The following is a 14232-nucleotide window of genomic DNA, read 5'->3' on the forward strand; positions in this document are numbered from 1 at the left end:
TGGTTAAGCTAGGTCAGTGAAAGGGAATGGGGATACATGTTGATCAAGCTGCAAAACAGGATCTTGGAGAAGATCGCCAGAGGTGACCCCTTGGCAGAGACCGTTGATTTCCTCTGTCGCTCCGTTGAGACGATTATTAATGACATTGTCTGTTCCGTTTTGACATTGGACGATATGGGGCGCCTTCATCATCTTGCCGGACCGTCCATTCCCGAACATTATTCCCAGGCGATCAATGGGTTGGCCTGCGGCGAAGGTGTCGGTTCTTGCGGCACGGCGGCGTTTCGTGGTCGTCCGGTGCTGGTGACCGACATTGAAAACGATCCATTCTGGGCTGAGTTCAAGGGTCTCGCGTTACCACTGGGGTTTCTGGCGTGCTGGTCAACGCCGATTATTTCCGATGGCCGGGTATTGGGTACGTTTGCCTTTTATTTCCGCCAAAAGCGCGGTCCGAGCGAAATCGAGGAAAGCATTGTTTCTGCCTGTGTGCATCTTTGCGCAATCGGCTTGGAACGCGAGTTACGAATGAAGGAGCGCAGACGGCTTGCCTATACCGATGTGCTGACGGGATTGCCAAATCGCACGGGCTTCAATGAAGCCGTGATCAATGAAGATGTGGAGCGCAATCCATGGGGATTGCTGCTGGTGGATCTCGATAATCTCAAGCAGGTGAACGATACATTCGGCCATCAGGCTGGCGATGATCTGATCCGCACGGTTGGTTTGCGCCTGAAAGCGATAACGGATTGCGACACCGCATTCCGGCTCGGTGGAGACGAATTTGCTCTGATCGTCCGCGGGGTCGATTGTGTAGATCTCGGCTACCATGCGGCTCATGTCCTGGCCGTGCTGAAAGAGCCCTGCATTTGCGCGGGCCAGACGGTTTATCCAGCTGGAACCATAGGCGGCGCGGTGGCGCGCGATGGGCAGAGCGTTGACGATGTTCGCCAGAATGCCGATTTTGCGCTTTATGAAGCCAAGGAACGCTGTCGCGGTCAGTTTGTTGAATATTCGGTTGGTTCAGTTTCGACGATAGCCCGCCGGTTCCGCTCTTTCCAGCAGGTGAGCGAAGCATTGCGGGAACATCGGATCGAGACCTATTATCAGCCGGTGGTCGATCTAGCCTCCGGTTCCGTTGTCGGGTTTGAGGCTCTCAGCCGGCTTGCCAGCCGTAACGGCGATATCATTTCCGCCTCGCATTTTCATGAAGCAACCAGCGACGTTCATCTGGCCCGGGCACTGACGGCTTGCGTGTTGGAGAATGTGGCGCGGGATGCGCGCGATTGGCTGGACAGTGGACTTGAATTCGGCCGTATCGGTCTGAACGTATCAGCGGGCGATTTTCTGGATGGCTCGCTGACCGAGCGGATTGTTGGCGCAATGGACAAGGTTGGTGTCGCGGTAGATCGCATTGTCGTTGAATTGACAGAGTCGATTTATCTGGGCAATCGCGAGCGCAATGTCGTGGACCAGATCAAGCAGTTGCGTCAGGCAGGCATGCTGGTGGCTCTCGACGATTTCGGCACCGGTTTTGCATCCTTGACGCATCTTCTGACCGTTCCGCTCGATATTATCAAAATCGATCGCTCTTTCATTGCCCGGTTGCTGGAGGAAGAGCCGGCTTCAGTCATCGTCGGCGGGCTATTGTCGATTTCGGACCGTTTGAATTTCCGCGTTATCGCGGAGGGTATCGAAACACAGGAACAGCGTGATTTGCTTTTGCGGCTCGGATGCGAGGAGGGGCAGGGCTATCTCTTCTCCAAGGCGGTAGATCGCAAGGAAGCGGCAGCCATGCTGCGCCGCAAGTCTCTTGGCCAACTTCCATCGGTATTGCGCAACTCTTTAAATACGCGCTTTTTCAATGACCTGTCTGCTGATTCTCGGCAGCTTTGTCTGCCGATAAAACAGCCGGCTCGAACGCTTTAAGCAAACCGAGATAGGGCTTGTTGACCGGTGTGGCATAGGCATTGTTTTTCGCCGTCCGCAGTCCGAGGGAAACCAGCGCCTCCGCCTGCTTGACCGCACAGGCGACGCCATCAATGACCGGAACGCCGAACTCCCTGCTCAAGGCTTCCGTCAGATCGGCCATACCGGCACATCCTAGAATGATGGCTTCCGCATCGTCCTGCGCCAGCGCTCTGGCAATCTCCGCTCGTAGCCGTTCCCTTGCGTTCGAGGATGGATCTTCCAGCGAGAGAACCGGAATATCGGCGGCGCGCACCTTGCAACGGTCGGATGCGCCATAACGGCGAACGAGGTGTTCGATGGGCAAGCGCGACCGTTCCATGGTCGTTACCACGCTGAATTTCTGGGCAATGAAGCTGACCGTCGCAATCGCTGCCTCACAAATGCCGATGACGGGAATACCGGCCAATGCACGGGCGGCATCAAGACCGGTATCGTCGAAACAGGCGATAATGGCGGCGTCCGCGCCCTGTTTTTCCCCGTGGGCGAGCTCTACCAGCAAGCCGGGTACAGCCAGCGCCTCGTCATAATAGCCCTCGATGGAAACCGGCCCCATCTGCGAGGTGCGGGGCAGGATTTCTGTGCCTGCATGCGCAACGCGGCGGGCCGCGTCCGCAGCCGTCGCCGTCATGCTTGCCGTTGTATTGGGATTGATAAGCAGAATGCGCATGAAAATCCGATCGAGGGTTGCCCACTCAGGCATGGCCACGAGGGCGGCTGACACGGCGAATGAGGAAAATCGTCATGGCAATGACCAGGAAGGAAAACACCGTGGTCACCGTACCCAGCGCATAGAGAACCGGTGTGGTGACATTGGTCGTCATGCCGTAGATTTCCAGTGGCAGAGTGTTGAAGCTGCCTGATGTCATCAGCGTTCGCGCGAATTCGTCATAGGAGAGCGAGAAGCCAAACAGGCCGACACCGATCAGGCTGGGCGCGATCATCGGCAGCAACACGTAGCGAAAGGTTTGCCAGGAGGAAGCGCCAAGGTCGCGGGCTGCCTCTTCATAGGCGGGTGAAAAGCGGTTGAAGACAGCGAACATGATCAACACACCAAAGGGCAGGGTCCAGGTCAAATGCGCCCCGAAGGCGGAACTGTACCAGTTTGGCTGGAAGCCCAATTGCTGGAAGACGACCCCGATGCCAAGTGAAATGATGATCGACGGCACGACCAGGCTGGCAACGGCCAGATAGAACAACACCGTCGCTCCATAAAACTTGCGGCGAAATGCCAGGCCTGCCAGCAGCGACACCAGTACGGTGACCACCATCACCATCAACCCGAGGGTGATCGAGCGTTTGATGGCGCCGCCAAAATCGCCGACGGCCTGGGTTTCGAATAGATTGGCAAACCAATGCAGTGAAACGCCATTGAGCGGAAAGGTCAGGCCACCATTTTCTCCCTGGAACGACAGGATCAGGATCGCTGATAGGGGGCCATAGAGAAACAGTACGAAGAGGGCAAAGAATATGGCGAGCAGATAGAATTCTCGGCTGCGTTTTTCCCTGATCATGGCTTACAGCTCCTTGCGGATATCGACGATGCGCAAGATCCCGGCGACCATCAGCAGGACGAGGATCAGCAGCACCACGGCATTGGCGGCAGCAGCGGGATATTGCAGCAGTGACATCTGGTTCTTCATGATCAGCGCCACCGAGGCGCTCTGGCCGCCGGACATCACCTGCACGGTGGAGAAATCGGCCATGGTCAAGGTGACGACGAAAATCGTGCCGATAGCCATGCCGGGCTTGGCGAGCGGCAGAATGACATTGGTGAGGATTTGCAGGCTCGAAGCACCTGCGTCTCTTGCGGCTTCGACCAGCGCCTTGTCGATCCGCATCAGCGTATTGAAGATCGGCGTGACCATGAACAGAGTGTAGAGATGCACCATGGCCAGCACCACGGCAAAGTCTGAGTAAAGCAGCCACTCCAGCGGCTGAGGAATGATGCCGGTGCCAACCAGCGCCTGGTTGACCAAGCCATTGCGTCCCAGAACCGGAATCCAGGAAATCATTCGGATGATGTTCGACGTCAGAAACGGTACGGTGCAGATCAGGAAAAGCACGCTTTGCATGGCAGCGCTGCGGATGTGGAAGGCCAGAAAATAAGCGACCCAGAAACCGATGAACAGCGTCAGGAGCCAGACAATAGCAGCGAATTTCAGCGTGTTGAGATAGGTTTTCCAGGTGACCCAGGAACCAAGCGTTTCCGTATAATTGAAGGTGACAAAACCGGGATACATCTGGGCGAAATCATAATCCCAAAAGCTGACGATGACGATCATCAGGATTGGCAATAGCAGGAAGCCGCCGAGGATAAGCGCGAGGGGGGCTGCCTGGAGATAGGCCGTCAGCCAGGCAGGCACGCGAATTTCGCGCCTTGGCTTCGGCTCGCCGACGCCTATAAACCGCACTGTTGCCATCGCTCGTCTCCCTGTCGTCTTCGGGGCTACTGTGGGTCTTCCCCGCGAACGGGGAAGACATGGTTTCTATTGATATGATCAGGCGGCGATGAACTCGTTCCAGCGGCGAACCATGTAGCGGTCCTCGTCCATGACGGAGTTCCAGCAGGCAACCTTGCCCATGCGCTCTTCAAAGGAGCCGCCGTCGCGTACGGCACCGGCCTTTTCCATCACCTTGCCTTCAGGAGACATGATGTCGCCCTGGGCGGGCTTGCCTTCGATCCAGTAACCCCATTCATCTGCGGACATGAAGTTCTTGGCGGTTTCCATGCAGGCGGAATAATAGCCCTGGCGGTTCAGATAGCCACCGACCCAGCCGGACGTGTACCAGTTGATATATTCATAGGCCGCATCGAGCTGCGCGCCCTTCAGATGCGCAGCAAGCCCCAATCCGCCGCCCCAGGCGCGGTAGCCTTCCTTCAGCGGTTGATATTTGCAGGCGATGCCCTTGGAGCGGACAGCGGCAACGGCTGGCGACCACATGGACTGGATGACGACTTCGCCCGAGGCCATCAGGTTGACGCTTTCATCGAAGCTCTTCCAGAAGGCACGGAACTGGCCGCTCTGCTTGGCCTTGATCAGGAAATCGATGGTCTTGTCGATCTCGGCCTTGGTCATATTGCCCTTGTCGGCATATTTGATATTGCCCATGGCTTCCATGATCATCGCGGCATCCATGATGCCGATCGATGGAATGTTGAGGATCGAGGTTTTGCCCTTGAAGGCGGGGTCCATGATATCGGCCCAGCTGGTGATGTCGCGGCCAACGAGGTCTGGGCGGATGCCGAGCGTGTCGGCATTGTAGATGGTTGGCACCATCGTCATCCACTCGGTCGGCGCCTTGGCAAAGGTTTTCGCGCCGGGCTTTTCGACAAAGCCAACGGTGTGTGGCGCTGTACCCTGGGCAATGACGCTTTCCGGCTTCAGCTTTCCGTTGATGAACAGTGGTACGATCTTGTCGAAATATTTGAGCTTCTTGACTTCCATCGGCTGCAAGACGCCGGATGGGAAGACCTTCTTGGCAATCCAATATTCGACATCGGCAATGTCATAGGAGTGCGGCTGGGTCACGGCGCGCTGGGCGGCGGCGTCGGAATCCGTTGCGGTCATTTCCAGGGTGATGCCGAGGTCGGCCTTGCACTTTTCAGCGATGGCATTGATGTTTGAAACACCGGTGCCGAATTGGCGAAGGGTGATCTTGGTCTGCGCCCAGATGGTCGGAAAGCCGGTAATGGCGCCGGAACCGGCGGCAAGACCCGCTGCCGCAGCCCCTGTCTTCAAAAGCGAACGGCGGGTCACGCCGGATTTTGGCTTTTTGGTATCGGTCATGGAAGTTCTCCTCTGGTTTATTGGTTGATTATTTCTGTGCCGGTTTGCCGAGAACGATGGCGTCATCGGCCTCCCAGCAAACGGCAATGGCCTCACCCACCTTGACCGGATGTGCGTGGAAGGCGGCATCGGTCAGGATGGCGGTAAAGTCTTCGATACCCGCACCACTCAGCATCAGCTTCACGCTGGAGCCGCGATATTCGACATTGGTGACGGAGCCGGTGAAGCCGAGGCCCGGGACCTGGCTTTGGCCGATCCGCACATGGTCGGTGCGCACCGCGATATCGGCGGGTTCGCCGATGACGGCTTTGCCGGTGGCCGCGAAATCCGCGCCGCCTGCGACTGATATCATCGCGATCTCATCGGCAACGCTGGTAACGCGGCCTGAAATGACATTGTGATCACCCATGAAGCGGGCAACGAAAGCCGAGGCCGGTCGCTCGAATACGGTGCGAGGATCGGCAGCCTGTTCGATGCGGCCATCGTTCATGATCACGATCAGATCTGCGAGCGCCATGGCCTCTTCCTGGCTATGGGTAACATGCACGAAGGTGATGCCAAGCGAAGTCTGGAGTTTCTTCAACTCGGCCCGCATGCGGATTTTCAAAAACGGGTCGAGTGCTGACAGCGGCTCGTCCAGAAGAAGGGCCTCCGGATCGGTAATCAAGGCGCGTGCCAGTGCCACACGCTGCTGCTGTCCGCCGGAAAGCTGGGCGGGGCGGCGGTCCGCATAGGCCTCCAGTTGCATCAATTGCAGCATCTCCATCGCCTTGGCGCGGCGGGTGGCTTTGTCTATGCCCTTCATTTTCAGGCTGAAGGCGACATTTTCGGTAAGGTCGAGATGCGGAAAGAGCGCATAGGACTGGAACATCATCGCCGTGCCGCGTGCGGCGGGCGCCAGATCGGTGATGTTGGTGTTGCCCAGCAGGATATCGCCTGTCGTGACGGTCTCGTGTCCGGCAATCATCCGTAACGTCGATGTCTTGCCGCAACCGGAAGGGCCGAGCAGGCAGCAATAGGTGCCTGCCGGAATTTTCAGGCTGATGCTGTGGACGGCTGTCGTATGACCGTAAACCTTGGTAACGGCGGCAATATCGATGGCGGCGGCTTGTTTCATGCTGCGATCCCTTGATGACCGCTGCTTTACATGCATCTTACGTGCCAGATGCTCTTGGCTCTTGGAAAACATGGTAAATCGTAGCGCTATTCTATTGACTGCCTGCGGAATTTTTTGGAGCGTCACCACTGTTGCGCAAAAAGCGTGCGATTGTTTGCACTCAATGGTCAAATTGTACGCAATAGATTTTCTGCCTGTCAGCAATCAGTGACTTTCCGAGTTTGGGAGTTCGATGTACAAAGGGAGTCATCAGCACGGGTGACGCTATGAAGCTTGACGAAAAAATCAGTTTTCACGATTCAAATTTGGAAGACCGTGCATTCACCATCCGGGAATCCCTGCGAAATGCCATTATAGATCGGCGTTTGACACCTGGAACCAAGCTCTCCGAGGCTGAAGTGGGTCTTCTGTTCGATGTCAGTCGCACCGTTGTGCGCAGCGCTTTGCAAATGCTTGCATTCGAGGGGTTGATAAAGACGGAACGAAACAGGGGTGCTTTTGTATCCAATCCGAGCCCCGAAGAAGCAGTGCAGGTGTTTGCCTGCCGCCGAATGATCGAACCGGGTATCGTTCTGGCAGCTGTCGAGCAACTGACGGAGGCCGATCTGGTGGCTTTTCGTGCCCAGTTGGAAGATGAACAACGCCATCTGCACCAGCGCGGGCCTGCGGCGAGGCGCGCCGAGATAAAGGCCTCGGGCGATTTTCATCTGATGCTGGCCAAAGTTGCCGGCAATGCCATTCTGCAAAAATTTATGGATGAACTGGTGGCCAGGTCATCGTTGGTTATCGCACTTTATGGTGGTTCCGGGGCCTCTAGTTGCGGTCATAACGAGCATGAACAGATACTTGAGGCTCTCGCGCAGCGGGATGCCAAGCGTGCGAGTGCGCTGATGCTGCATCACATCGATCATATCGAAGCGGATCTGGATTTGCGGGTTCGGGAAGGTCTGGCATTGAAAGATGCGTTGGGGCTTTAACGCCCTTTTGGCCTTTTTGTAGCCGAGTTGTCAGGATCAAGTCAGCGCTGAATGGTTCAGGTGCTAGTCAGGCAAGGATGCGAGTCGTAGTCCTTGAATTTGGCATTGGAGAGAATAGTCTGTCCTGGGCAGCGATTCCACCGCCTGACAGATCATAGTAGTGCGGCGGGTTTTGGAAATGCTCTATCCAGTGAGGTTCGTCTATCGTCGGTCCTCGGTTAAATTCGGCAGTACGACCATGCGGTCATTTCAACTGTCAAGGTTGACGAGGCCCTATCTCGGCGACAAATACCAGTTTGAAATGGAGGCCCTGCCGAACAAGCGAATACCTGGATTGCAAATGCTCTGGGCGAGCCTTCAGCCCAAAGATGCGATTTATGTGTTTACCAAGCGGGCGGCGCTTTCCATTGGCGCATCAGCGCTGGAAGTTTTGCATGGTCGAAGCCGGGGCATCTGTTTCGACTATGTCGATACGCCTTTGGACAAGATGGTTTTCAATCATGTCGATATGCATCTCGCCAGCTCACATACGGCGCGTGATGCAATGCGCGACAGGCTGAAAAACACGCCTGGGGCAAAAGGGCAGGTAGGACTGCTGCTGCATGGTGCCGATGAACGCATCTATGCCATGGGCACCCAGCGTCATGCCGACTATCGCGCCGGTTATTTCGGCTTTCTGAAAAATACCGTCAGGACGCCACAAATTGAAAAATCAGTCGATTTTCATGATGCGGCTTTCAGCGATTCCATGCGCCAGATCATCGCACGTATGGGGGATTACAGTTTGCATTACTGCATTCGCGCACCCCAGACCGAGACGGTGGCGAGGTGCTATAAACCCTTCACTAAGGGTGTGATCGCGGCTGCCTGTGGTGCGAATGTGCTGGTAAATGCCGCTCAGGACGATGCTCTCGCATTTCTGGGTGAGGATTATCCCTATCTCGTCCAAGGAGATGGAGAGGACGAGATTATCGATGTTTTGCAACGGGCGCGCAGCACCCATGGAAAAAATGATTGGCTGCGCGCCCGCCATGCCATGGATCATCTGCTCGATCAGGTCAGCCCAAAAGCAATGGCCATGCAGATGGATGAAATATTTACGACTTTGCTGAGATAATAAAGTGTTGCCAGGCGGGTCGGATGTGATCGGCATTATATGCAATTGTAATAACTGCTGGATGGTCTGGATCTGAGATCGGCGGGGGTTGGACATGGAGAATAAGCGTAGAGATCATCGAGGACGGACTTTACAAGCGGCCCGCATCCTCTTGAAAAACGGATTTTCGACCTTTAGTTGCACCGTCAAGAATATTTCCTCCAGCGGCGCGAAGCTGGCTGGCGATAATTTTGTCAATGTTCCCGATGAATTCGATTTGCTGCTGGATGGCGGACGCAAGGTCCACTGTATCGTCCGTTGGCGGAAAGTCACCGAAATCGGCGTGGAATTCGCCTGACCGACATTCAGAATGCGTCCTACAGATGGAAAAGTTCGATAGCAGTTCATGATTGAGTTCAACAGCAGTGCTGTCGATATTGCCCTCGAGCTGATCGGGGCTGAACTTTTCGTGGAGGGTGTCGGCGGCATGATCGTCGAAACCGAGGCCTATGAACGTGACGATCCGGCATCCCATAGCTTCCGGGGGCCCACACCGCGCAATAATGCGATGTTTGGTCCAGCCGGACGTGTCTATGTCTACCGTTCCTACGGAATTCACTGGTGTTTGAATATCGTTTGCCAGCCCGGCAGTGCGGTTTTGATCCGAGCGCTCGCACCAAGCCAGGGTTTGGATGTCATGCAGATGCGGCGTGGCAACGTGGCACCGCGTTTTCTATGCGCCGGGCCCGGCCGTCTGGCCCAGGCATTGGGCATCACCGTTCAACATGATGGCTTACCTCTAGCCTTACCGCCATTTCAGCTCGTGCCTGCCAAAATCCGTCCAGATGTGACGATCGGTCCTCGCATTGGCATTACCAAAGCTGTCGATCACCCCTGGCGCTTCGGTTTGGCTGGGTCTAAATTTCTCAGCAAGCCTTTCCGGACTGCCCTCTAGCGCCATATCCGACAGACGGATTAATATCTCGCGTTGATGAGCATGCAAACGACTGGATAAGCTGATGGTGCTGGTACTGGATGCAGTGAAAAAAACATACCGCACATCGGAAGGTCCTTTGGAGGTTCTCAAAGGTGTCAGCCTGACACTGGCCGCAGGGCGAACCATGGCATTGACCGGGGAATCCGGCAGCGGCAAAAGTACATTGCTTCATCTGGCGGGCGGGCTGGACAGCGCCGATGCCGGGAAGCTCTGCGTGGATGGTGAAGATATCGATACGCTTGACGATAAAGGTCGGGCCCGGTTGCGTCGTGGCACAGTTGGGTTGATTTTTCAGCAGTTCAACTTGATCCCTTCGCTGGATGTACGAGCCAATCTGGCCTTTCATGCCCGGCTGGGTGAGCGTTACGATGGCCAATGGCAGACGGAATTGACGGAACGTTTGGGGCTTTCCGCGCTTTTGGCGCGCTATCCCGAGCAGCTCTCCGGCGGCCAGCAACAGCGTGTCGCCATCGGTCGGACACTTGCGGTTCGGCCAAAGCTGGTTCTGGCTGACGAGCCGACGGGCAATCTCGATGAAGAGACAGGCAATGCGGTTATGGCCTTGATGCTATCTCTGGTACGGGAGACGGGGGCAGCCTTGTTGATGGTGACACATTCCCCCCGGTTGGCGTCCATGCTGGATGAAAACTTGCATTTGCGTGCCGGGCGGGTGGCCTGATGCTGCGCACGGCTTTTCTGGCTTTGCTGTCGCATTGGCGGCGCAAGCCGCTTCAATTGGCGATGCTGCTTCTCGGTCTGTCGCTGGCGACAGCACTTTGGTCGGGGGTGCAGGCGATCAATGCCGAGGCGCGAGCCTCTTATGCGCGGGCCGCCACCATGCTGGGGCAAAACCGCCTGTCAGACATCAAGAGCAAGGATGGCAAGCCCATCTCCATCTCGACCTATGTCACGCTGCGGCGAGCGGGGCTGCTGGTTTCCCCGGTTGTTGAGGGGGAAATGCGACTTGGCACGTTTCGCCTGCGGCTGATCGGCATAGATCCCCTGACGATCCCGTCCGTGGCCCAGCCTGTCGATTTGCGCGGTGATGGCAATATCAATCGTTTCCTTTTGCCGCCGGGGCAGATCGCGGTTTCGCAAGCCACCGCAGATGCCCTTCAGGGGCAATCGCTGCCGCCACTTAATATCGTCAAGGATCTGCCTTTCGGGACTGGCTTTACCGATATTGGCCGGGCGCAAGCCTTATTGGCACAGCGGGATGGGTTGACCCGGCTGATCGTCTCGCCTGAACAGCCGATTTCACAACCGCAACTGGCGGCATTGGCGCCTGATCTGCGCCTGAAATCCCCTGATGGCGAAGGGGATCTTGCCCGGTTGACGGACAGTTTTCATCTCAACCTGACGGCCTTCGGACTGCTGTCCTTCGTTGTCGGCCTGTTCATCGTCTATGCGGCGGTGCGGCTGGCTTTCGAGCAGAGACGGCCCACCTTTCGCACGCTTCGCTCTCTCGGTCTCTCGGCCAGCGCCTTGATGCTCCTGCTTTTCCTGGAGCTGCTGGTCTTTGCATTGGCTGCGGGCGTTGCGGGCGTGGCGCTTGGCTATGTCGTTGCCTCTGTCTTGCTGCCGGATGTGGCGCTGACCCTCAGGGGCCTTTATGGCGCCGATGTTCCCGGCACGCTGGCTTTTCGGCCCCAATGGTGGGCGACAGGGATCGGTATTGCGGTTGTCGGCACGCTAGCGTCCGCCGGGCAAAGTCTCTGGCAAGTCTGGCGCATGCCTCTGCTGGCCCCGGCCCAGCCACGCGCCTGGGCTTTAGCCTCGGAACGCGCCTGGTTTCTCCAGGCACTGGCTTCGTCAGTGCTATTTGCGGCAACGCTGATTTTGATGAAATTCGGCAATGGCCTGGTGGCTGGTTTTGCCACGTTGGGAGCGCTCTTGCTGGCCTCGGCGTTGGCCTTGCCGGTCGTTTTGGTGCCGGTGCTGCGGCTGATGCAGTTCCTGGCAAGGCGACCTGTTTGGCAATGGTTCTGGGCCGATACCCGACAGCAATTGCCCAGCCTGTCCCTGGCTTTGATGGCGCTTCTTCTGGCGCTATCGGCTAATGTCGGGGTGGGAACCATGGTGTCCAGCTTTCGCCTGACCTTTGTCGGCTGGCTGGATCAAAGATTGGCCGCTGAGCTATACGTGACGGCGCGCAACGATGGCGAGGCCGAGCGTTTGCAGACCTGGCTTGCCCCTCGGGTGAAGGCTGTGCTGCCGATCTGGAATGCGCAAGGAGAGGTCGGCGGCAAAACCGTGGTTATTCATGGCGTGGTCGATGATGCGACCTACCGTGATCATTGGCCGATGATTGCCGCCACGCCGGATGTGTGGGACAGGCTGGCGCGGGGTGAGGGGGCGTTGATCAATGAACAGATGATGCGCCACGAGGCCTTGGCGGTGGGTGACAAGATCACGCTGCCCGGTGGCTGGAAGACCCGTATTCTCGGCGTCTATTCCGATTACGGCAATCCCAATGAGGATGTGATTGTCGCCCAATCGGAATTGGTCAGCCGCTTTTCCGATCTCTCGCGCCTCCGGTTTGGACTGCGGATACGGCCTGAGCAGACCGGCGCTCTGCGTGAGGCTTTGATGACCGAATTCGGCTTGCCGCCCGATAACGTCGTGGATCAGGCGGTGATCAAGGCGCGATCACTGGCGATTTTCGAAAAGACCTTCGCCGTTACAGCCGCTCTGAATGTATTGACGCTGGGGGTGGCTGGGCTTGCGATGTTTGCTAGCCTTATGACGCTGTCAGGCATGCGGTTGCCGCAGATCGCTCCCGTCTGGGCAATGGGTTTGACCCGTCGCGCGATAACCGGGCTGGAGCTTGCCCGCACTCTTATCCTTGCGGGTTTTACACTCGTTGCCGCGCTGCCTGTAGGGCTTGGGCTGGCCTGGGTTCTGTTAGCGGTGGTCAATGTCGAGGCTTTTGGTTGGCGCTTGCCAATGCATGTCTTTCCTGTCCAGTGGCTGTGGTTGGGAGGGTTTGCACTGTTGGCTTCGTTGCTCTCGGCCCTGGTACCACTTGCTGGTATTGCCCGATTGAAGCCATCGGATTTATTGAAAGTCTTTGCCAATGAGCGTTAACATCCGTCGGTTCATGGTTTTCGCTCTTGTGCTGCTGCTTGGCGGTAATCCGGTTTTTGCCCAGGGCTTTGCCGGTCTTGGTGCCAAGGCTGGCGACGGCTTCGCGTTGCCGCAGCCAGGCCAGCCGCTTGCCTTTCCAATGGATCATGGTCCGCACCCCAATTACCGGATCGAGTGGTGGTATGTGACGGCCAATCTGACCGGGCCGGACGGGCGCGATTACGGGATCCAATGGACGCTGTTTCGTTCGGCATTGAAACCGGGCGAGGCCGAGGGCTGGAACAGCCCACAAATCTGGATGGGCCATGCGGCTTTGACCACGGCGGACCATCATTATGCTGCGGAAAAGTTTGCGCGTGGAGGAATAGGCCAGGCGGGCGTGGCGCTTGCGCCGTTTTCCGCCTGGATCGACGATTGGTCGCTCACGGCAGGGCCTCAGGCCGAAAACACTGGCGATGCCTTGTCCTCCTTGACCATGAAGGCCAAAGGCGTCGATTTTTCCTACGATCTATCGCTACATGCCACCGGTCCGCTGGTGGCACAGGGCGATCATGGTTACTCGGTGAAATCTTCGGAAGGGCAGGCGAGCTATTATTATTCCCAACCCTTCTATGCGGTGAATGGTGTCTTGAACCTGCCGAATGGCCCTGTCCCGGTAACCGGTAAGGCCTGGCTGGACCGGGAATGGTCTTCTCAACCGCTCTCCGCCGACCAAAAAGGCTGGGATTGGTTCTCTCTTCACTTTGAGAATGGCGCAAAACTGATGGGTTATCATCTGCGTGGCAAGGGTGACGATTATACCGTCTCTACCTGGATAACGCCGGAAGGTGTGCCGGAGCCGATGCGGCCCGGCGCACTCAAGCTGACGGTGTTAAAGCAAATGCAGGTTGCGGGTCGCACTATGCCAGTGGAGTGGCAATTGGAATTGCCTGAAAAAGCCATGTCGATCCGTACAACGCCCGTGAATGCGCAAAGCTGGATGCCGCTGGCCTTTCCCTATTGGGAGGGTCCGATCCGCTTTTCGGGTAGTCATGCTGGTGCGGGCTATCTTGAAATGACCGGGTATTGAACCCAGACAGCCGTTTGTTCATATGGCATGCGCTTTGCTTTACTGCATTTACAGTAGGTCGAGCATCCGGCCCATGGTAATCATGGGGTCGGAATGGCATGGACAGGCATATCGGGCATTTTCCCGCTTCGTC

General features: G+C 56.9%; 13 protein-coding genes. 8 read left to right on the forward strand and 5 right to left on the reverse strand.

Features of this window, described 5'->3' with window-relative positions; all coding sequences use genetic code 11:
* Positions 1–36: 36 nt before the first annotated feature.
* A complete protein-coding gene (locus V6582_RS22750; RefSeq protein WP_156632672.1) occupies positions 37–1926 on the forward strand; it encodes a putative bifunctional diguanylate cyclase/phosphodiesterase in 1890 nt (629 codons plus the stop codon).
* On the opposite strand, the gene V6582_RS22755 is transcribed toward V6582_RS22750, so the two are convergent.
* The 5 genes from V6582_RS22755 to V6582_RS22775 form a co-directional block, all read right to left on the reverse strand.
* A complete protein-coding gene (locus V6582_RS22755) occupies positions 1859–2635 on the reverse strand; it encodes an aspartate/glutamate racemase family protein (RefSeq protein WP_156632673.1) in 777 nt (258 codons plus the stop codon). The two genes, V6582_RS22750 and V6582_RS22755, sit on opposite strands and share 68 nt — an antisense overlap.
* 25 nt (positions 2636–2660) lie before the next feature.
* Positions 2661–3479 carry an ABC transporter permease gene (locus V6582_RS22760; RefSeq protein WP_156632674.1) on the reverse strand — a complete coding sequence of 273 codons (819 nt, stop codon included), beginning with the start codon at positions 3477–3479 and terminating at the stop codon, positions 2661–2663.
* Between the two features lie 3 nt (positions 3480–3482).
* Entirely contained in the window at positions 3483–4388 is a 906-nt protein-coding gene (locus V6582_RS22765; protein WP_156632675.1) for an ABC transporter permease, read from the reverse strand.
* A gap of 78 nt (positions 4389–4466) precedes the next feature.
* Positions 4467–5756 carry an ABC transporter substrate-binding protein gene (locus tag V6582_RS22770; protein ID WP_156632676.1) on the reverse strand — a complete coding sequence of 430 codons (1290 nt, stop codon included), beginning with the start codon at positions 5754–5756 and terminating at the stop codon, positions 4467–4469.
* A 28-nt stretch (positions 5757–5784) separates the two neighbouring features.
* Positions 5785–6873, reverse strand: coding sequence for an ABC transporter ATP-binding protein (locus tag V6582_RS22775; RefSeq protein WP_156632677.1), 1089 nt, complete (start codon positions 6871–6873; stop codon positions 5785–5787).
* Between the two features lie 266 nt (positions 6874–7139).
* On the opposite strand from V6582_RS22775, the gene V6582_RS22780 reads away from it, so the two are divergent.
* From V6582_RS22780 to V6582_RS22810, 7 genes are all read left to right on the forward strand, one after another.
* A complete protein-coding gene (locus V6582_RS22780) occupies positions 7140–7850 on the forward strand; it encodes a GntR family transcriptional regulator (RefSeq protein WP_156632678.1) in 711 nt (236 codons plus the stop codon).
* A 301-nt stretch (positions 7851–8151) separates the two neighbouring features.
* Positions 8152–8967, forward strand: a complete 816-nt coding sequence (locus tag V6582_RS22785; RefSeq protein WP_156632679.1) for a hypothetical protein — start codon at positions 8152–8154, stop codon at positions 8965–8967.
* Between the two features lie 94 nt (positions 8968–9061).
* Positions 9062–9304, forward strand: coding sequence for a PilZ domain-containing protein (locus tag V6582_RS22790; RefSeq protein ID WP_156632680.1), 243 nt, complete (start codon positions 9062–9064; stop codon positions 9302–9304).
* A gap of 48 nt (positions 9305–9352) precedes the next feature.
* The gene (locus tag V6582_RS22795; protein ID WP_156632681.1) at positions 9353–9901 is read left to right on the forward strand and encodes a DNA-3-methyladenine glycosylase; all 549 of its coding nucleotides are present in this window, start codon (positions 9353–9355) and stop codon (positions 9899–9901) included.
* A gap of 64 nt (positions 9902–9965) precedes the next feature.
* Positions 9966–10622 (forward strand): ABC transporter ATP-binding protein, encoded by a 657-nt coding sequence (locus V6582_RS22800; RefSeq protein WP_156632682.1) that lies wholly within the window; start codon positions 9966–9968, stop codon positions 10620–10622.
* Positions 10622–13030, forward strand: coding sequence for an ABC transporter permease (locus V6582_RS22805; protein WP_156632683.1), 2409 nt, complete (start codon positions 10622–10624; stop codon positions 13028–13030). The genes V6582_RS22800 and V6582_RS22805 overlap by 1 nt, the downstream gene beginning before the upstream one ends.
* Complete coding sequence (locus V6582_RS22810) at positions 13020–14099, forward strand: lipocalin-like domain-containing protein (RefSeq protein ID WP_156632684.1); 1080 nt, start codon at positions 13020–13022, stop codon at positions 14097–14099. Before V6582_RS22805 ends, V6582_RS22810 begins: the two co-directional genes overlap by 11 nt.
* The last annotated feature ends 133 nt before the right edge of the window (positions 14100–14232 follow it).

Origin of the sequence: Agrobacterium vitis, from assembly GCF_037039395.1 — a bacterium.
Classification (GTDB): Bacteria; Pseudomonadota; Alphaproteobacteria; order Rhizobiales; family Rhizobiaceae; genus Allorhizobium; species Allorhizobium vitis_E.